At 60.9% G+C, this 17,992-nt stretch carries 18 protein-coding genes and 1 other RNA gene; 8 read left to right on the forward strand and 11 right to left on the reverse strand.

The features are described 5' to 3' along the window. Nucleotides 1-4: 4 nt before the first annotated feature. From mraY to rsmI, 9 genes are all read right to left on the reverse strand, one after another. Nucleotides 5-1,087 carry a phospho-N-acetylmuramoyl-pentapeptide-transferase gene (mraY, locus tag MUM_RS0113545; RefSeq protein ID WP_010170484.1) on the reverse strand — a complete coding sequence of 361 codons (1,083 nt, stop codon included), beginning with the start codon at nt 1,085-1,087 and terminating at the stop codon, nt 5-7. Then, entirely contained in the window at nt 1,087-2,457 is a 1,371-nt protein-coding gene (locus tag MUM_RS0113550; RefSeq protein WP_010170485.1) for a UDP-N-acetylmuramoyl-tripeptide--D-alanyl-D-alanine ligase, read from the reverse strand. The genes mraY and MUM_RS0113550 overlap by 1 nt, the downstream gene beginning before the upstream one ends. Next, a complete protein-coding gene (locus MUM_RS0113555) occupies nt 2,450-3,913 on the reverse strand; it encodes a UDP-N-acetylmuramoyl-L-alanyl-D-glutamate--2,6-diaminopimelate ligase (protein ID WP_010170487.1) in 1,464 nt (487 codons plus the stop codon). Before MUM_RS0113555 ends, MUM_RS0113550 begins: the two co-directional genes overlap by 8 nt. Then, complete coding sequence (locus tag MUM_RS0113560) at nt 3,913-5,652, reverse strand: peptidoglycan D,D-transpeptidase FtsI family protein (RefSeq protein WP_177324998.1); 1,740 nt, start codon at nt 5,650-5,652, stop codon at nt 3,913-3,915. The genes MUM_RS0113555 and MUM_RS0113560 overlap by 1 nt, the downstream gene beginning before the upstream one ends. Continuing rightward, nucleotides 5,652-5,945 (reverse strand): cell division protein FtsL, encoded by a 294-nt coding sequence (ftsL, locus tag MUM_RS0113565; RefSeq protein ID WP_003216203.1) that lies wholly within the window; start codon nt 5,943-5,945, stop codon nt 5,652-5,654. The genes MUM_RS0113560 and ftsL overlap by 1 nt, the downstream gene beginning before the upstream one ends. After that, nucleotides 5,942-6,889, reverse strand: coding sequence for a 16S rRNA (cytosine(1402)-N(4))-methyltransferase RsmH (gene rsmH / locus MUM_RS0113570; RefSeq protein ID WP_010170491.1), 948 nt, complete (start codon nt 6,887-6,889; stop codon nt 5,942-5,944). The genes ftsL and rsmH overlap by 4 nt, the downstream gene beginning before the upstream one ends. Next, entirely contained in the window at nt 6,886-7,341 is a 456-nt protein-coding gene (gene mraZ, locus MUM_RS0113575) for a division/cell wall cluster transcriptional repressor MraZ (RefSeq protein ID WP_003171868.1), read from the reverse strand. Before mraZ ends, rsmH begins: the two co-directional genes overlap by 4 nt. A gap of 355 nt (nt 7,342-7,696) precedes the next feature. Further along, nucleotides 7,697-8,050, reverse strand: an RNA gene (rnpB, locus tag MUM_RS1000000132810) — RNase P RNA component class A. 95 nt (nt 8,051-8,145) lie between these two features. Further along, nucleotides 8,146-9,051, reverse strand: a complete 906-nt coding sequence (gene rsmI / locus MUM_RS0113580; protein WP_169386287.1) for a 16S rRNA (cytidine(1402)-2'-O)-methyltransferase — start codon at nt 9,049-9,051, stop codon at nt 8,146-8,148. Nucleotides 9,052-9,227: 176 nt separating this feature from the next. Between rsmI and MUM_RS0113585 the strand changes: the two genes are divergently transcribed. The 4 genes from MUM_RS0113585 (at nt 9,228) to MUM_RS0113600 (ending at nt 12,674) form a co-directional block, all read left to right on the forward strand. Next, nucleotides 9,228-11,039 carry a penicillin-binding protein activator gene (locus tag MUM_RS0113585; protein ID WP_010170498.1) on the forward strand — a complete coding sequence of 604 codons (1,812 nt, stop codon included), beginning with the start codon at nt 9,228-9,230 and terminating at the stop codon, nt 11,037-11,039. After that, a complete protein-coding gene (locus MUM_RS1000000133220) occupies nt 11,039-11,410 on the forward strand; it encodes a YraN family protein (RefSeq protein ID WP_010170499.1) in 372 nt (123 codons plus the stop codon). The genes MUM_RS0113585 and MUM_RS1000000133220 overlap by 1 nt, the downstream gene beginning before the upstream one ends. 92 nt (nt 11,411-11,502) lie before the next feature. Beyond that, on the forward strand, nt 11,503-12,096 hold the full coding sequence (locus MUM_RS0113595) for a phosphoheptose isomerase (RefSeq protein WP_003216190.1): 594 nt from the start codon (nt 11,503-11,505) through the stop codon (nt 12,094-12,096). After that, nucleotides 12,093-12,674: a BON domain-containing protein gene (locus MUM_RS0113600; protein WP_010170507.1), complete on the forward strand. Its 582-nt coding sequence runs from the start codon at nt 12,093-12,095 to the stop codon at nt 12,672-12,674. The genes MUM_RS0113595 and MUM_RS0113600 overlap by 4 nt, the downstream gene beginning before the upstream one ends. A gap of 68 nt (nt 12,675-12,742) precedes the next feature. On the opposite strand, the gene MUM_RS0113605 is transcribed toward MUM_RS0113600, so the two are convergent. Together MUM_RS0113605 and MUM_RS0113610 are read right to left on the reverse strand one after the other, a co-directional pair. Next, nucleotides 12,743-13,513, reverse strand: coding sequence for an OmpA family protein (locus MUM_RS0113605; RefSeq protein ID WP_029615883.1), 771 nt, complete (start codon nt 13,511-13,513; stop codon nt 12,743-12,745). Nucleotides 13,514-13,730: 217 nt separating this feature from the next. Further along, nucleotides 13,731-14,375, reverse strand: coding sequence for an MBL fold metallo-hydrolase (locus MUM_RS0113610; RefSeq protein ID WP_010170511.1), 645 nt, complete (start codon nt 14,373-14,375; stop codon nt 13,731-13,733). Nucleotides 14,376-14,544: 169 nt separating this feature from the next. Between MUM_RS0113610 and MUM_RS0113615 the strand changes: the two genes are divergently transcribed. The 4 genes from MUM_RS0113615 to MUM_RS0113630 are packed head-to-tail and all read left to right on the forward strand — an operon-like array spanning nt 14,545 to nt 17,990. Next, complete coding sequence (locus MUM_RS0113615; protein ID WP_010170513.1) at nt 14,545-15,141, forward strand: paraquat-inducible protein A; 597 nt, start codon at nt 14,545-14,547, stop codon at nt 15,139-15,141. Next, nucleotides 15,138-15,782 (forward strand): paraquat-inducible protein A, encoded by a 645-nt coding sequence (locus MUM_RS0113620; protein WP_010170515.1) that lies wholly within the window; start codon nt 15,138-15,140, stop codon nt 15,780-15,782. The genes MUM_RS0113615 and MUM_RS0113620 overlap by 4 nt, the downstream gene beginning before the upstream one ends. Continuing rightward, nucleotides 15,763-17,418, forward strand: coding sequence for a PqiB family protein (locus MUM_RS0113625; RefSeq protein WP_010170517.1), 1,656 nt, complete (start codon nt 15,763-15,765; stop codon nt 17,416-17,418). Before MUM_RS0113620 ends, MUM_RS0113625 begins: the two co-directional genes overlap by 20 nt. 17 nt (nt 17,419-17,435) lie before the next feature. After that, nucleotides 17,436-17,990 carry a PqiC family protein gene (locus tag MUM_RS0113630; protein WP_010170518.1) on the forward strand — a complete coding sequence of 185 codons (555 nt, stop codon included), beginning with the start codon at nt 17,436-17,438 and terminating at the stop codon, nt 17,988-17,990. Nucleotides 17,991-17,992: the final 2 nt, after the last annotated feature.

Below are 17,992 nucleotides of genomic sequence, written 5' to 3' on the forward strand. Positions count from 1 at the left end.
GTTTCTACCTCAGTTTCAGGGTGGCAAGGCCGACCAGGACCAGAATCACGGTGATAATCCAGAAACGGACAATCACCCGCGGCTCAGGCCAGCCCTTGAGTTCAAAGTGGTGGTGAATCGGCGCCATGCGGAACACGCGGCGCCCGGTCAATTTGAAGGAAGCAACCTGGATCACCACCGACAGGGTTTCCATCACGAACACACCGCCCATGATGAAGAGGACGATTTCCTGACGGACGATCACCGCGATGGTGCCCAGGGCCGCGCCCAGCGCCAGTGCGCCGACGTCGCCCATGAAGACTTGTGCCGGGTAGGTGTTGAACCACAGGAAGCCGAGGCCCGCACCGATCAACGCGCCGCAGAACACAATCAATTCACCCGCGCCCGGTACATACGGGATCAGCAGGTATTCAGCGAATTTCACGTTACCCGACAGGTAGCAGAAGATGCCGAGCGCGCCGCCCACCATCACCGTCGGCATGATCGCCAGGCCGTCGAGGCCGTCAGTCAGGTTGACCGCGTTGCTGGAGCCCACGATCACGAAGTAGGTCAGCACCACGAAGCCGACACCCAGTGGAATGCTGGCATCCTTGAGCATCGGGATGATCAGGGTGGTCTCGACCGCGCTTGGCGCCGTCGTATAAAGAAAGATCGCTGCCGCCAGGCCGAACACCGACTGCCAGAAATACTTCCAGCGGCTTGGCAGCCCCTTGGAGTTCTTCTCGATCACCTTGCGGTAGTCATCCACCCAGCCGATGGCGCCGAACAGCAAAGTCACCAGCAGCACGGTCCAGACGTAGCGGTTATGCAGGTCAGCCCACAGCAGCGTACTGATGCCGATGGACGACAGGATCAGCGCGCCGCCCATGGTCGGGGTGCCGGATTTGGACAGGTGCGACTGCGGGCCGTCGTTGCGCACGGACTGGCCGATCTGCAGGTTTTGCAGGGTACGGATCATCCATGGCCCGAGGAACAGCGACAACGACAGCGCGGTCAGCACACCCAGAATCCCGCGCAGGGTCAGGTACTGAAAGACCGCGAAGCCTTTGTGGAACTGTTGCAGATACTCAGCCAGCAGCAGCAGCATTAATGTTTCTCCGTACTTGAGCCACACAAGGCCACGACGACGTTTTCCATCACCGCGCTGCGCGATCCCTTGATCAAAATAGTGGTGTGTTTGTCTTGTTCAGCCGCACTCAGCGCCTGGATCAGCTCAGCCTGGTTGGCAAAATGCCGTGCGCCCGGCCCGAAGGTCTCCACGGCGTGAAGCATGTTCGGGCCCACGGCGTACACAGCATCGACCTTGCCGGCGGCATAGGCGCCGACTTCACGGTGAGACTGTTCGGCCCACTCGCCCAATTCGGCGATGTCCCCCAGCACCAGCACCTTGCGACCGTCGAAGGCCGTCAGCAGGTCGATGGCGGCACAGATCGAGGACTGGTTGGCGTTGTAGGTGTCATCAATCACGCGCATGCCGTTGCTGGCCAGTTGCGCGACGGTACGCCCCTTCACCGGTTGCACGGCACCAAGGCCGGTGGCAATGCCAAACAACGACACCCCCAGCACGTGGGCGGCGGCGGCGGCGGCCAGGGCGTTGGCGACGTTGTGGTTGCCCAGCAGGTTCAGTTGTACGTGCTCATCACCTTGCGGGGTATGCAGGGTGAAGGCCGGGCAGCCACGGGCGTCGACGGTGATAGTCGAGGCATGGAAATCGGCAGCGGCGTTGTGCACCGCGAAGCTCAAGACCTTGCGACCGGCGGCACGTACACGCCAGGTTTCGAAGGCTTTGTCGTCGAGGTTCAGTACCGCGGTGCCGGATGCGTCGAGGCCTTCAAGGATTTCGCCCTTGGCTTCGACGATCTTCTCAGGGCCGCCAAACTCGCCCACATGGGCAGTGCCCGCGTTGTTGATCAGCGCAACGTGAGGCTTGGTCATGGCCACGGTGTAAGCGATTTCACCGATGCGCGAAGCACCCAGCTCAATCACGGCCGCCGTGTGTTCCGGGGCCAGTTCGAGCAGGGTCAGCGGAGCACCGAAGTCATTGTTCAGGTTGCCACGGGTCGCCAGGACCGGGCCGCGCGTGCGCAGGATGCCGGCCAGCAATTCCTTGACCGTGGTTTTGCCGCTGGAGCCTGTGATCGCCGCAACCGGCTTGGTGAAAGCGGCACGGTTCAGGGCACCCAGTTGGCCGAGGGCCAGGCGGGTGTCGGCTACCAGCAACTGCGGGAGCGTCGAGTCAGCGACTTCGCGCTGCACCAGAGCGCCGACAGCACCTTTGGCAGCGACGTCGTTCAGGTAGTTATGGCCATCAAAACTCGGGCCAGCCAAGGCGACAAACAGTTGCCCAGGCTTGATCGTCCGGCTGTCGATGCTCACGCCATCAAAGCTGCAATCGGCCGACAGCACACGGGCCGACAACGCCTGGGTCAGTTCGCTGAACTTGAGCGCCTTAAGCATGGGCCACCTCCCACGCGGTCAGGGCGTGATCGGCCTCGACCAGATCGGAGAAAGCGTGGCGTTCGCCGTTGATTTCCTGGTAGTCCTCGTGGCCTTTACCGGCCAGCACTACCACGTCGTCAGGGCTGGCGCTGGCGATCAATTGGGCGATGGCTGCACCGCGACCGGCCACGAAAGTCGCCTTGGACGCGTCTTTAAAGCCGACACGAATGTCATCGAAAATCTGGCCTGGGTCTTCGCTGCGCGGGTTGTCGTCCGTCACCAGAACACCGTCGGCCAGACGCTCGACGATTTCAGCCATCAACGGACGCTTGCCGCGATCGCGGTCACCGCCACAGCCGAACAGGCACAGCAGCTTGCCCTTGGCATGAGGACGCAGGGCCAGCAGGATTTTTTCCAGGGCGTCCGGCGTGTGGGCGTAATCGACCACCACCAGCGGCTGGGTACCACCCCCCAGGCGCTGCATGCGACCGGCCGGGCCTTCCAGCTTCGGCAGCACGCGCAGGATTTCGTCCAGGGCGTAATCCAGGCCGAGCAAGGCGCCGACGGCAGCCAATACGTTGCTCAGGTTGAAACGCCCGAGCAAGGTGCTGCGCAAATGGTGCTCGCCCTGCGGCGTCACCAGGGTGGCGCGCACGCCTTCGTCATCAAAGGTGGCTTCGCGGCAATACAGGTAGGCACTGGAATCTTCCAGGCTGTAGCTGATCAGGCGGCCCTCACCGTTTGCGGCGGCCAACTCACGACCGAATTCATCGTCCAGGTTGACCACGCGGCACTTCAAATCATTCCAGGCAAACAGCCGGGCCTTGGTGGCGGCGTACGCCTCCATGGTGCCGTGATAATCCAGGTGATCGCGGGACAGGTTGGTCATCACCGCCACATCAAACGCCAGGGCGGTCACGCGGCCCTGGTCCAGGCCGTGGGAGGAAACTTCCATGGCAACCGCCTTGGCACCGGCCTTTTTCAGGTCGGCCAGGGTCGCCTGCACGGCAATCGGGTTAGGCGTGGTGTGCAGGCCGCTTTGCAGCGCGCCGTAGAAGCCGGTGCCCAGGGTGCCGACGATGCCGCAGTGCTGGCCCAGCAGGTCAAGCGCCTGGGCGACCAGTTGGGTCACGCTGGTCTTGCCGTTGGTGCCGGTCACGCCTACGAGGTTCAGGGTGCGGCTCGGGTCGCCATAAAAGCGCCCGGCGATGTCCGACAGTTGCGCCGCCAGGCCCTTGACCGGAATCAAAGGCACGTCGGTGATCGGCAACACGGTGGCGCCTTCCACTTCATAGGCCACTGCCGCGGCGCCGCGCTTCAACGCGTCGGCGATATGGTCACGGCCGTCGAACTTGCCGCCCGGCACAGCCAGGAACAGGTCACCGGCACGCACGTTACGGCTGTCCAGGGTCAACTCGCGAATCAGCAGATCGCGGCCAGCGTGGGCAAAAATCTTGTTCAGGCTAAGAGACATCAGCCGCGCCCTCCATTGGCTTTTGCAGCGGCCGGCGGTCCGGCGTTCGCTTGTTGGGTCGTCGGCAGGTTGTCCGGCGTGATGTTCATCAGGCGCAGCGTCCCGGACATCACCTTGCTGAACACCGGCGCCGATACCAGGCCACCGAAGTAACCGGCTTTGCTCGGCTCATCGATCACCACGACGATGGCGTAACGCGGATCGCTCATCGGGCCGAAGCCCGCGAACAGCGAACGGTAGGAGTTTTCGGCATAGCCCTTGGTGCCCACGGCGGTTTTACGCGCAGTACCGGACTTGCCTGCCACGTGATACGCCGGCACTTGGGCACGGAATACGCCGCGCGGTGCTTCGATCACTTGTTGCAGCATGCCTTGCATGGTCTTGGCGACGTTTTCCGGGATCACCTGGGTCGCAGGCGGAGCCTCGTCCAGGTGGATCAGGCTCAGCGGCACCATGCGGCCATTGTTGGCCAGCACGGAGAAGGCATGGGCCAGCTGGATGGCGGTCACCGACAGGCCATAACCGTAGGAAAGCGTGGCGGTCTCGGCCTTTTTCCAGTCACGGTAGTTCGGCAGGTTGCCTACACGTTCACCCGGAAAGTCCAGGCCGGTGGGTTGCCCCAGGCCGACTTTCTGCGCGAGGTGGTAGATGGCTTCGCCGCCGATATCGAAGGCGACCTTACTCATGCCCACGTTACTGGAGTTGATCAGGATACCTGTCAAATCCAGCACCGGACCTTCGGTGCGCGACACGTCGCGAATGGTGTATTTGCCCAGCTGCAGGGTGCCCGGGTAAACCTCGACCTTGTCGGCCGGTTTCCAGCGCCCGGTCTCCAGGGCGGCACTCATCGAGATGGCTTTCATGGTCGAACCCGGCTCGAACACGTCGATCATCGCGCGGTTGCGCATCATCGCCGGTTGCAGGTTGCGACGGTTGTTGGGGTTGTAGGTCGGCTGGTTGACCATGGCGAGAATCTCGCCGGTCTTCACGTCCATGATCACCAGGCTGCCGGCTTTCGCGCCGTTCTCGATGATGGCGTTACGCAGCTCACGGTTGGCCAGATATTGCAGGCGCAGGTCAATCGACAACGCCAAGGGCTTACCGGCCTTGGCGTTTTTGGTGACCTGGACATCCTTGATCAGTCTGCCGCGCCGATCCTTGATGACCTGTCGTTTGCCGGGGACCCCGGCCAGCCATTCGTCGTAGGCAAGCTCGACACCTTCGCGACCGTGATCATCAATGTCGGTGAAACCCACCATATGGGCAGTGGTTTCGCCAGCCGGGTAGAAACGCCGAAATTCCTCGATGCCGTAGACACCGGGGACTTTAAGGTCGAGCACTTGCTGGCCTTGTTCGGGGGTAAGCCCGCGAACCAGGTAGATGAATTCTTTATTGGCCTGGGCTTCGAGGCGTTCGCTCAGGGCTTTGGGGTCCTGGCCCAGGGCGGCGGCCAGTTCCGGCCACTTCTCCTTGGCGGTCTGCATTTCCTTGGCGTTGGCCCACAGGGTGGTCACCGGCGTACTGACGGCCAGGGGCTCGCCGTTACGGTCGGTGATCAGGCCGCGGTGCGCAGGAATCGGGATATGACGCAGGCTGCGGGCATCGCCCTGGCCGATCAGGAAGTCACGGTCCACCACTTGCAGGTCGATAATCCGCCAGGCGATCGCGCCCACCATCAGTGCCAGCAACCCCAGCACTACGCGGAAACGCCACGGGTAGAGTGCGCCCTCGAGTTTCATCATGGCGCCACCATGCGAACTTCTGCAGCGCCCGGGATGTGCATCTTCAGCTGTTCAGTGGCCAGCACTTCGATGCGGCTGTGGGCGGTCCAGGTGCTTTGCTCCAGGATCAACCGGCCCCACTCCGCCTGCGCCTTGTCGCGCACACTCAATTCCCCGTACAGGGTATTGAGCAATTGACGGTTGTAGTGGGCGCTATAGGACACCGCAATCGCGGACACCAGCACGCCAACAAACAACAGCAACATAAAGAAGCTGCCGCCCGGAAGGGGCTTGGCGAAAAGCTTGCTCACCGCAACTTCTCCGCAACGCGCATGACAGCGCTACGGGCACGAGGGTTGGCCTTGAGTTCGGCTTCGGAAGCGAACTGCGCTTTGCCATGGATTTTGATTTTCGGCACAAAGGCTTCGTAACGTACCGGCAGGTTGCGCGGCAGGTTGTCGGATTCGCCCTTGACCAGACGACGCATGAACAATTTGACGATGCGGTCTTCCAGGGAGTGGAAGCTGATCACCACCAGGCGACCGCCCACTTCCAAGGCATCCAGGGCAGCTTCGAGGCCGGCTTCCAGATCGCCCAATTCGTTGTTGACGTGAATGCGCAGGCCCTGAAACGCACGGGTAGCCGGGTTCTTGCCCTTCTCCCACGCCGGGTTGGCGACTTTCAGCACTTCAGCCAGGTCGGCGGTGCGTTCGAACGGCTGGATTTCCCGACGCTCGACCACGGCGCGCGCCATACGGCCAGCGAAACGCTCTTCGCCGTATTCCTTGAACACACGGGTGATTTCTTCGTGGGGCGCGGTGGCGATGAACTGCGCGGCGCTGATGCCACGGCTCGGGTCCATGCGCATATCGAGCGGGCCGTCATTCATGAAACTGAAGCCGCGCTCAGGGTCGTCCAGCTGCGGCGAAGACACGCCCAGGTCCAGCAGAACCCCGGCCACCTTGCCCGCCATGCCACGTTCGGCGACTTCTGCGCCGAGCTCGGCAAAGCTGCGCTGCACAACGACAAAGCGGCCGTCTTCGGCCGCTAGCGCTTGCCCGGTGGCAATCGCTTGAGGGTCTTTGTCGAACCCGAGGAGCTTTCCGTCCGAACCGAGCTGGCTGAGGATCAGCCGACTGTGCCCGCCCCTGCCGAAGGTGCCATCCAAATAGCAGCCATCCGCGCGTACGGCGAGAGCCTCAACGGCTTCGTCAAGCAGTACGGTGATGTGGTTAAAGCCGCTATCAATAGTCACAGGATCAAATCACGCAGTTCATCAGGCATGGCGCCCGGTTGTTGAATAGCAGCCAGGTCAGCTGCAGAAACAGCATCCCAGGCATCTTCGTCCCACAATTGGAACTTGTTCAGTTGGCCTACCAGCATTGCGCGCTTGTCGAGCTTGGCGTATTCGCGCAGACGCGGTGGAACCAGAAAACGACCACTGCCATCGAGTTCGAGGTCGACGGCATTACCAATCAGCAAACGTTGCAGGCGGCGGTTTTCTTCACGTAACGAAGGCAGCGCACGCAACTTGGTTTCAATCAGCTCCCACTCGTCGAGCGGGTAAACACATAAACAAGGGTCAACGGCATCAATGGTGATGATTAACTGTCCGGAACTTCGCGAAATAAGCTCGTCACGATACCGGCTCGGCATGGCGAGACGGCCTTTTGCATCGAGACTGATAGCGTTAGCTCCGCGAAACACAGATGCGTTTCTCCAAATTTTAGCGTTTTACGTTCAAAAAACCCACTTTGTGCCACTTTCCGCCACTTGCGCACACTATAGGAATGCGCCCACCACACCGTCAAGGCGCGGATTCAAGGAAAAGCCTTACAGAACGGAGATTTAGGAAGGTAAAGCGAGGAGAAACGAGAGTTCGAGGGCGATTTTGACTCGACAACGCCAAATAGCTCAAAGAGCTAGGACTTAAAGTTAAAGTAATTTATTAAGAGTAAGATTTTTTCGGTATTACGAAGACGCATCTGCTAATGATTCAGCAGGGAGGGATTCTCGCGTTACTACCAGGTTCCTGCCCGAGATTCGGACAGAAGGAAAAAAGGTGGAGAGTCGATCTGTAAGCCGGGTTCTGTCTTGAACAGTCATTCGTCTACGATGGCCATCACTGGACATCTTTAGCAACCTACCCGGTCCCAGCGCGGGCCACGCCTTGGGACCCTATTTGGTCTTGCTCCAAGTGGGGTTTACCTAGCCACGAACTGTTGCCAGTCGTGCGGTGCGCTCTTACCGCACCTTTTCACCCTTACCGGTACCGAAGTACTTAGGCGGTTATTTTCTGTGGCACTTTCCGTAGGCTCACGCCTCCCAGGCATTACCTGGCACTTCGCCCTATGGAGCCCGGACTTTCCTCCCCCCTCTAATTTTCATAGAAGGCAGCGACTGTCCAATCGACTCTCCGCCGCGCAGGTTAACGGCACGGCGGCGTTAGAACAAGTATTAAAAGACACTAATGCCATCATGTTCAGACGGAGTGCAGGTTAGAACCTGGAACTATTCGCCCTTTTGTTTATCCAGCGCGACTTGATACAACACGTTTTTGCGCACGCCGGTAATTTCCGCCGCCAGGGCGGCCGCACGCTTCAATGGCATCTCCTTGAGCAGCAGATCAAGAATGCGCATCGCCTCACTGCCCACGGCGTCTTCACTTTCCGGCGCCGCCCAGCCCGCTACCAGCACCACGCACTCGCCGCGCTGCTGATTGCTGTCACCTTCGACGAACGCACGCAGCTCTTCCAGCGGCAGGCCCTTGAGGGTTTCGAAGGTCTTGGTGATTTCCCGCGCCAGCAGCGCAAGGCGATCGCCACCGAACACCAGTTCCATGTCTTGCAGGCACTCAAGGATACGGTGCGGGGCTTCGTAGAAAATCAGCGTGCGCGGCTCTTCTTTCACCAACTCCAGGCGCGCCCGGCGCCCCACCGCCTTGGCCGGCAGGAAACCTTCAAAGATAAAACGGTCCGATGGCAAACCGGCCGCCGACAATGCAGCAATCAGCGCGCACGCTCCCGGAACAGGCACTACATTGATACCAGCAGCCCGCGCCTGGCGAACCAGGTGATAACCGGGATCGGAAATCAGCGGCGTACCGGCATCCGAGATCAAGGCCACATCATCGCCTGCCAGCAAGCGGGTGATAAAACGACTGCCTTCTTCGCGCTCGTTATGTTCGTGGCACGCGGCCAGGGGCGTTGGAATGCCAAAATGCTGCATTAACCGCTGGGAATGCCGGGTGTCTTCGGCGGCGATCAATTTTACGTCGCGCAACACTTTCAGCGCTCGCGCACTGATGTCGTCCAGGTTGCCAATGGGCGTCGCCACGACAAAAAGCGAGCCTGCAGTGGAATTCAAAGGACCTGGAGCAGTCAAAGCGCACACCTCGATGATTGGCAAAAGCCACATTGTAGCGCGTAGACGCCTTGAAAATATGCCCTCCGGGCAGGCTCCATTTCAGCCATCCATTGGGTCTTGCAACATTTACACGACCTAAATAGACGGTTTCACGCCAGTAACATCGCGCCCCGGCCAGTGCTTGGGTACAATTCCACGCTAATTTGATCGGTATCAGGAACACTTACATGATCGCTTGCCTGCGGCTGTTCTCTGCCCTCTGCCTCGCTGCCCTGTTGGCGGCTTGCGCCAGCTCGCCCTCGTCCAGCCTTGGCGACCTCCCCCGGACCCCGGATGCCAGCATCGAGCAACTGCTCGAACAGGCGACTTCGGCCAAGACTCCGGAAAAAGCCGCGCTGTTGCGCTTGAGTGCGGCTGACCTGGCGTTCCACCAAAACAATCCGGCACGCTCGGCGCAGATTCTTGCCCAGGTCCCACTGGACGTCCTGAAACCGGCGGCGCAGGTATTTGCCAGCACCCTGTCGGCTGAACTGGCGATGGCCCGCAACCAGCCCAAGGCCGCGTTGGCGGCGTTGAACCACCCGAGCCTGCAAAGCCTGAAGGAGCTGCCGCCTGAACAGCAGATCCGTACCGGCACCGTGCATGCCCGCGCTTATGAGGCCGACGGCCAGACCCTGGCCGCCGCGCGCGAGCGCGTCGCCATGGCGCCGTTGCTCAGTGGTGACGCTTACAACAGCAACCACGAAGCCATCTGGGCATTGATTGCCGCCCTGCCTGCCGAACAGCTGCAAACCAGCGGCAACCCGGCGCTGGACGGCTGGATCAGCCTGGCCCAGGCGGTCAAGAGCGCCGGCACCCTGGAGCAACAACAGGCAGCCATCGACACCTGGCGTGCCCAGAACCCTGGTCACCCGGCGGCCTCGCAATTGCCGCAGCCGCTGACCAAGCTCAAGCAACTGGCCAGCCAGCCACTGAACAAGATCGCCCTGCTGCTGCCGCAGGAAGGCCCGCTGGCCGGCGTCGCCAAAGCGTTGCGCGAAGGTTTCATGGCCGCGCACTACCAGGCTGAACAAGCCGGGCAGAAGCCGCCAGTGATCGAGTTCTATGACAGCTCGCGCCTGACCTCCATCGATGAGTTCTACGCCAAGGCCCAGGCCGCCGGCGTGCAACTGGTGGTCGGCCCGCTGGAAAAACCGCTGGTCAAACAACTCAGCGCACGTCCGCAATTGCCTATTACCACCCTGGCCCTGAACTACAGCGAAGCCGACCAGAGCCCGGCACAACTGTTCCAGTTCGGCCTGGCCGCTGAAGACGAGGCCCGTGAAGTGTCCCGTCGCGCCCGTGCCGACGGCCTGCACCGCGCCGCCGCCATGGTACCGAGAGGCGAATGGGGCGAGCGTGTCTACAAAGCTTTCCGTCAGGATTGGGAAGCCAATGGCGGCACCGTGGTAGGCGTTGAATACGTTGACCAGCCGGTAGCCCTGGCTCAGCAGATCGCTGACCTGTTCCAACTGCGTAAAAGCGAAGGCCGCGCCAAGAGCCTGCAAAGCACGGTAGGTTCGGATGTTTCCGCACAGCCATCGCGCCGCCAGGACATCGAGTTCATCTTCCTGGCCGTGACCCCGCAACTGGCCCAGCAGATCAAGCCGACCCTGAACTTCCAGTACGCCGGTGACGTGCCGGTGTATGCGACGTCGCACGTGTTCAGCGCCAGTGGCGACAAGAACCAGTACCTGGACATGACCAACGTGATGTTCTGCGAAACCCCTTGGCTCCTGAACACCACCGACCCGCTGCGCAACCAGGTCGCTGCCCAATGGCCACAGGCCAACGGCAGCCTGGGCCGCCTGTACGCGATGGGTGTTGACGCCTACCGCCTGGCGCCGCGCCTGGGGCAACTCAAGGCATTGCCGGACACCCGCGTTGACGGCCTGTCCGGCAGCCTGGGCATCAGCCCCAACCAGCGTGTTGACCGCCAGATGCCATGGGCGAAGTTCGTCGGTGGCGATATCCAGCGCCTGCCTGATACCCCGCGCTGATGCCCGAGCGGTCAAGCGCACAAAGCGGCAAGGACGCCGAACTTCAAGCTCTCGAGTACCTGCAACAACAGGGTCTGCGCCTCCTGGCGCAGAACTGGTTGTGCAAGCGCGGCGAGCTTGATCTGGTCATGCTTGACGGCGATACAGTAGTATTTGTCGAAGTCCGCTACAGAAAACACGCACAATGGGGTGGCGCGCTCGCCAGTATCGACGGGCGCAAGCGCCAGAAGCTGATACTCGCCGCGCAGTTTTTCCTGCTCAAGGAGCGTCGCTGGGCCGATCACCCCTGCCGTTTCGATGTGGTTGCCATAGAAAGCACTCCCCAGGGAACAGCCGATCTGAACTGGCTGCAAGATGCCTTTGACAGCTGATTCGCCGGACATCTACACCGCACATTTTTGCTCTTTGCTTTGCGGGCTGCACATTCCTGTGCCAAACAGCCGCGCTACTTAAGGTCACACAGATGGACATGCAATCCCGAATTCGCCAGCTTTTCCAGGCCAGTATCGATACCAAGCAACAGGCGATGGACGTACTTGCACCGCACATCGAGCAAGCCAGTCAGGTCATGGTCAACGCCTTGCTCAACGAAGGCAAAATGCTTTCGTGCGGCAACGGCGGTTCGGCCGGTGATGCCCAGCATTTCTCCTCCGAGCTGCTCAACCGCTTCGAGCGCGAGCGCCCGAGCCTGCCGGCCATCGCCCTGACCACCGACACCTCGACGATCACCTCGATCGCCAACGACTACAGCTACAACGAAATCTTCTCCAAACAGATTCGCGCCCTTGGCCAGCCGGGCGACGTACTGCTGGCGATCTCCACCAGCGGTAATTCGGCGAACATTATTCAAGCGATCCAGGCCGCACATGATCGTGAAATGATTGTCGTAGCATTGACCGGGCGCGACGGCGGCGGCATGGCCTCGTTGCTGTTGCCCGAGGACGTGGAAATTCGCGTCCCGGCCAATGTCACCGCACGTATTCAGGAAGTCCACCTGCTGGCGATCCACTGCCTGTGCGATCTGATCGACAGCCAACTGTTCGGGAGTGAAGAATGACCGTTAAACGCCTTAGCCTATTGGCAATCACGCTGTGCCTAGGCATCAGCGGCTGCAGCTCGGTAATCGAAGCGAGCCGTGACACGCCTATCCAGGACGATAAAGGCACCCGTACTTTCGGCAGCAAAATCGACGACTCGCTGATTGAAACCAAGGTTTCCGTCAACGTTTCCAAGGCCGCTCCAGACCTGGGCAACGGCGCCTCGCGCATCGTGGTCGTCAGCTTCAACGGTGTGGTACTGCTCACCGGGCAAACCCCGCGCGCCGACCTGAAGGCCCAGGCTGAACAAGCCGCTTCCACCGTTCAACGGGTCAAGAAGGTCCACAACGAATTGCAGGTAATGGAGCCGATCACGCTGCTGGCAATCAGCAACGACGCCCTGCTGACCACCAAGATCAAGACCCAGATGCTGACCGACAGCGCGATCCCCGGCTCACGGATCAAGATCGTCACCGACAACGGCATCGTCTACATGATGGGCCTGCTGACCCAGGCAGAAGCCACCCGCGCTGCCAACCTGGTACAAGGCGTGTCGGGCGTACAGAAGATTGTGAAGGTGTTCGAATACATCGACTGATCCCTTCAACAGCTACAAAAAAGGGCGCCGTGCATTGACTGCACGGCGCCCTTTTTATTGCCTGCCCGTTACTGGTATTGCGAGTACGGGTTGCCCTGGAACTGGTTGTTCTGTTGCGGCGCCTGTTGTTGCTGAGCGCCTGGCTGGCCGTATTGCTGGCCAGGGATCGGGCCAAGGTTGACCTCTACACGACGGTTCTGGGCACGGCCATTGACGTCGGCGTTGCTGGCGATCGGGTTGTCCGGGCCGGCACCGCGAGCACTCAGGTTTGTCGGGCTCACGCCTTGGGATGTCAGGTAGTTAGCCACGCTTTGCGCACGACGCTGGGACAGGTCCATGTTGAGCTGGCGGGTACCGGTGCTGTCGGTGTAGCCGACAATCTGGATGGTGTTCTGGTTGAACTGCTTGAGGGAGTTCGCCAGGTTGTTCAGCGGGGTGTAGAAGCTGCTGGAGATCGCGTCCGAGTTGGTGGCGAAGGTGATGTTACCCGGCATGATCAGCTTGATCTGATCGCCCTGGCGCTGCACCTCAACCCCGGTATTGGCCATGCTTTCGCGCAGTTTCTTTTCCTGCTGGTCGGCGTAGTAGCCATACCCAGCACCACCGAGACCGGCGACGGCAGCGCCGATCAGCGCACCTTTGCCGCGGTTGTTGTGGTCGATGGCCGCACCTGCCAACGCACCGGCCAGGGCACCCAGGCCGCCGTACTTGGCGGTATTGCTCACACCGGAAGAGCCACCACCCTGTGCCTGGCTGCCGTCATAAGGATTAGGTGAAGCGCAGCCGGACAACAGGGCTACGGCAGTAGCGACAACAAGCAGACGACGAGAAGTGAACATGAAGGAAGCTCCTACTTTTGCATTCTGTGATGCAGAGGACATTGGCAATGGACCTGTGCCGAGCTTGGAACACGACAAACGGTAAAAATTCCATGCCCGGCCAACGGTGTGCACAGTGAAACCCTAGCAGAGACTACCTGAACGGTAATTGTCATTTTCTCTATAAGGTTCGTCTGATAGTCGCCACTTGGTATCCGGAAAAATACCGGCGTTTGCTTTACGCCCTCACAAACGGATTCTCACGCATTTCATCCCCCAGGCGCGTGTCCGGCCCGTGCCCGGCCACCACCACCGCCGCCTCATCCAGGGTGTAGAGCCGTTGCTTGATCGAGCGCACGATGGTCGCCTGATCACCGCCCCACAAATCCGTACGCCCCACCCCACGTCGAAACAGGGTGTCGCCGGCAATCAGCAACTTCGCATCGGCGAACCAGAAACTCATCGAACCAGGTGTGTGTCCAGGTGTGTGCAACGCCACGCCACAGCCGCAGGCCAACTCTTCCTCATCCTCCAGCCAGCGATCCGGCGACGGCACCGGTGTGTACGGCACGCGGAACATCTGGCACTGCATTTCCAGGTTGTCCCACAGAAACTGGTCTTCCTTGTGCAGGTGCAAGGTGGCGCCGGTCTTTTCCTTCAACTGCCCGGAGGCCAGGAAATGATCGAGATGGGCGTGGGTGTGAATGATGCTGACCACTTTCAGGCCCAGCGCATCGAGGCGCGCCAGGATCAACTCATGGTTGCCACCCGGGTCGACGACGATGGCTTTTTTAGTGACCGGATCGCCGATGATCGTGCAATTGCACTGCAACGGGCCGACCGGGAAGGTTTCGCGGATCAGCGCGGGGGACTGAATATTCATGGGTATTCCTGCAAATTCAAAGGCACACTCTTTTGTACTGCATTCTGGCGCACAGTATGTTCGACGATGCGCCCGATCCGAAAGCGCACGAGTATCAAACCTGCCAACTGCTAAGCTACTCTGGCGCCCGTCATACAACGCGCAACCCAGAGCGCTTGGAGTGGGACTCATGGCGACCCTCAGCCCATTGATCATCTGTGAACACTGCGATTGCGTGTACGAAAAAGTTACGCTCGCCAAACATCAAAAGACCCTCTGCACCCGCTGCGCAGGCGTGCTCCAGCGCTATAACGGGTTGTCGGTGGAACAACGCCTGGCCCTGACCCTGACCGCCGCCGTGTTGTGGATTTTCGCTAACTTCTACCCCGTAATGAGCATCAGCCTGCAAGGCCTGAAAAGCAGCGCCACGTTATGGGATTCGGTGGTAGCGCTGGCCCAGGGCCCGATTACCTTCATCGCCCTGGTGGCGGCGATTTCCATCATCATCGCCCCGGTGTTCCAGTTGCTGCTGTTGATGTGGGTGTTGAGCTTTGCGATGAAGGGCCGCCGCTCGCCGGCGTTCAAGGTATGCATGCGCTGGCTTGAAGCCCTGCGCCCCTGGAGCATGCTGGAGGTCTGCCTGCTCGGCGCCATGGTGGCGGTGTTCAAGCTGGCGGGCATGCTGGATGTATTGCCCGGCACCGGACTGTTTGCCCTGGCCGCCCTCAGCCTGTTGCTGATCCGCATTGCCGGGCGTGATATTCGCGACCTGTGGGACATTGTATGAGCCGGCCACCGACCGCCAGCGAGCTGAACCTGTGCCTGTGCCACAGTTGCGGCCAGGCCTGCGACGTCAGCGCCGACCCCGACGAATGCGAGCGTTGCGGTGCGCCCTTGCATCGACGCAAGACCCATTCGCTGACCCGCACCTGGGCCTACATGCTGACGGCCCTGGCGTTTTACGTTCCCGCTAATTTACTGCCCGTGATGAACACCTCGATGCTCGGCTCCGGCGCCGACAGCACCATCATGAGTGGCGTGCTGGAGTTCTGGCAGCACGGTGCGTGGGATATTGCCCTGATCATTTTCATCGCCAGCATCGCGGTGCCGGGCATCAAGTTCGTGGCGCTGACCCTGCTGCTGGTCACCGTGCAACGCAACAACCAGTGGGCGCGCAAGGAGCGCTCGAAGCTGTTTCGCTTTGTCGAGGTGATCGGCTATTGGTCGATGCTGGATGTGATCGTGGTGGCGCTGGTGGCCGCCCTGGTGAGGTTCCAGGCCCTGGGCACCATCGAGCCGCGCCTGGGGATTTTATTCTTTGGCCTGGTGGTCGTATTTACCATGCTGTCGGCAATGAGTTTTGATCCACGCCTGATCTGGGAAACCCCACACAACGAGGAGAGGCCGGATGGCGTCGCAAATCCCTGACAAACCGCAGCCTGCGGGCCAACCCGCGATCAAGACGCGGCGCTTCAGCGTCTCGCTGGTGTGGATCGTGCCGATTGTCGCGGTGCTGGTGGGCATTTCGCTGGTGGTGCACAGCATCCTTCAGCAGGGGCCGAGCATTACCATTACCTTCAAGACCGGCAGCGGCCTGACCGCCAACAAGACCGACGTCAAATACCGCAACGTGGTGATCGGCCAAGTGACCGACGTGGAGCTGAGCGACGACCAGAAAAGCGTCAACGCCACGATCAAGCTGTCCAAGCAGGCTGAAAGCTTCACCCGTGAAGACTCGCAATTCTGGGTGGTCCGCCCGCGTATCGGCGCCGGGGGCGTGTCCGGCATTGATACGCTGCTCTCCGGGGATTACATCGGCGCCGACATCGGCCAGTCCGATACCCGCGCCAACCAGTTCAAAGGCCTGGAAAACCCGCCGCCGATTACCTATGGCGAGCCCGGCAAGCGCTTCACCTTGCACACCCAGGATTTGGGTTCACTGGACATCGGCTCCCCGGTCTATTACCGCAAAATCCCCGTCGGCCAGGTGGTGGCCTATGCCCTGGACGCAGACGGCAAAGGCGTGAACATCGACGTGTTCGTGCATGCGCCGAATGACGCCTACGTCACCGAGAACACCCGATTCTGGAACGCCAGCGGAATTGATGTGAGTGTCGGCGCCAACGGGTTCGCGCTGAAAACCGAATCCCTGTCGTCCATGCTGGTAGGCGGCATCGCCTTCCTGGCCCCGCCGTACAGCCCCAACGACAAGCCGGCCGGTGAGGAGCACTCCTATGAACTGTTCGCCGACCAGCAAACCGCGCTGGCCCCGCCCAATGGCAAGGCGCAATACCTGAACCTGCGGTTCGATCAGGCCTTGCGCGGGCTCACGGTGGGTGCGCCGGTGGAGTTCCTGGGCATCGAGTTCGGCAAAGTGGTATCGATCAACCTGGATTTCGACGAGAAAAAACGCAGCTTCCCGGTCAACGTCGGCATCGTGATTTACCCGCAGCGTCTCGGCGAAGCCAACACCAAAATGCTCACAGTCTTGAAGCATGACCCCAACGATGAAGCGGGCGGCGTGCGCCTGATGGGCAGCTTCATCGAACACGGCCTGCGCGCCCAGGCCCGCAGCGGCAACCTGCTCACCGGCCAGTTGTACATCGCCCTGGACTTCTTCCCCAAGGCCGACAAAGTCGTGTTCGACCCGAACCAGCGCCCCGTCAGTATCCCGACCATCCCCGGCAACCTGGAGCAACTGCAGGAAAAACTCGAAGGCATCGTCAACAAGATCAACCAACTGCCCATCGAGCGGATTGCCGGCAACCTCGACGGCAGCCTGGTGGAACTGCGCAAAGGCCTCGGCCAGTTCAACGCCAAGACACTGCCGGGCGTGCAGAACACTCTGGCCGACGTGAGTAAAACCTTGCAGTCCGCCAGTTCGACCCTGGCCGAGGATTCGCCGCAACGGGAGCAGTTGACCCAGACCCTGGATGAACTGAGCCGCATGTCGCGCTCCCTGCGAGAACTCTCGGACTACCTGGCACGCCATCCCGAATCGCTGATTCGCGGTCGCCCCGACAACGCCGCGCCCTCAGACCTGCAAGGGCCACCGCGCAAATGACCACAGGAGCAACCACCATGGCTTTGCCGCTGAAGATCACGCTGATCACCGGGTTGCTGCTGCTTGCGGCGTGCCGCAGTGAGCCGATTCAATTTCACACCCTGACGCCGGTGCACCGCAGCAATGCGTCACTGGCCGCCGGGGGTGAGATCCGCATTGAAAGCATCACCGTCCCGCCACAGGTCGACCGGCCGCAGATTGTCATCCGTGAGGGCGACAGCGGCGTGGCCATCCTTGAGACGCAATGGTGGGCCGCCAGCCTGGTGGATGAGTTGCGCAGCGCGCTGGTGGATCAACTCGCCAGTCACCGCAAAAACCTCGCGGTGCGCATTGAAGTGCAGCGCTTTGACTCGATTCCCGGGCAATACGCCCTGCTCGACGTCAAATGGCGGCTGCGCCAGACCGGCACAAATGAGCGCACGCCGCTGACATGTCGCACGGTGGTGCAATCGCCTTCCGGTCCGACCATTGATGACCTGGTGATCGCGCAGCAAAACAACGTCAAACGGTTTGCCGCGCTGCTCAGCCAGGTCGCCGACAGATCACCGAGTGAATGCCCCGCAGCGCAGTAAAT

The sequence above is a fragment of the Pseudomonas sp. PAMC 25886 genome, assembly GCF_000242655.1.
Taxonomy (GTDB): Bacteria; Pseudomonadota; Gammaproteobacteria; order Pseudomonadales; family Pseudomonadaceae; genus Aquipseudomonas.

What these genes read in the sequence shown, in the direction of transcription:
- mraY (WP_010170484.1), bottom strand. Translation starts at nt 1,087, where the DNA reads ATGCTGCTGCTGCTGGCTGAGTATCTGCAACAGTTCCACAAAGGCTTC.
- MUM_RS0113550 (WP_010170485.1), bottom strand. Translation starts at nt 2,457, where the DNA reads ATGCTTAAGGCGCTCAAGTTCAGCGAACTGACCCAGGCGTTGTCGGCC.
- MUM_RS0113555 (WP_010170487.1), bottom strand. Translation starts at nt 3,913, where the DNA reads ATGTCTCTTAGCCTGAACAAGATTTTTGCCCACGCTGGCCGCGATCTG.
- MUM_RS0113560 (WP_177324998.1), bottom strand. Translation starts at nt 5,652, where the DNA reads ATGAAACTCGAGGGCGCACTCTACCCGTGGCGTTTCCGCGTAGTGCTG.
- rsmI (WP_169386287.1), bottom strand. Translation starts at nt 9,051, where the DNA reads ATGTGGCTTTTGCCAATCATCGAGGTGTGCGCTTTGACTGCTCCAGGT.
- MUM_RS0113585 (WP_010170498.1), top strand. Translation starts at nt 9,228, where the DNA reads ATGATCGCTTGCCTGCGGCTGTTCTCTGCCCTCTGCCTCGCTGCCCTG.
- MUM_RS1000000133220 (WP_010170499.1), top strand. Translation starts at nt 11,039, where the DNA reads ATGCCCGAGCGGTCAAGCGCACAAAGCGGCAAGGACGCCGAACTTCAA.
- MUM_RS0113595 (WP_003216190.1), top strand. Translation starts at nt 11,503, where the DNA reads ATGGACATGCAATCCCGAATTCGCCAGCTTTTCCAGGCCAGTATCGAT.
- MUM_RS0113600 (WP_010170507.1), top strand. Translation starts at nt 12,093, where the DNA reads ATGACCGTTAAACGCCTTAGCCTATTGGCAATCACGCTGTGCCTAGGC.
- MUM_RS0113605 (WP_029615883.1), bottom strand. Translation starts at nt 13,513, where the DNA reads ATGTTCACTTCTCGTCGTCTGCTTGTTGTCGCTACTGCCGTAGCCCTG.
- MUM_RS0113610 (WP_010170511.1), bottom strand. Translation starts at nt 14,375, where the DNA reads ATGAATATTCAGTCCCCCGCGCTGATCCGCGAAACCTTCCCGGTCGGC.
- MUM_RS0113615 (WP_010170513.1), top strand. Translation starts at nt 14,545, where the DNA reads ATGGCGACCCTCAGCCCATTGATCATCTGTGAACACTGCGATTGCGTG.
- MUM_RS0113620 (WP_010170515.1), top strand. Translation starts at nt 15,138, where the DNA reads ATGAGCCGGCCACCGACCGCCAGCGAGCTGAACCTGTGCCTGTGCCAC.
- MUM_RS0113625 (WP_010170517.1), top strand. Translation starts at nt 15,763, where the DNA reads ATGGCGTCGCAAATCCCTGACAAACCGCAGCCTGCGGGCCAACCCGCG.
- MUM_RS0113630 (WP_010170518.1), top strand. Translation starts at nt 17,436, where the DNA reads ATGGCTTTGCCGCTGAAGATCACGCTGATCACCGGGTTGCTGCTGCTT.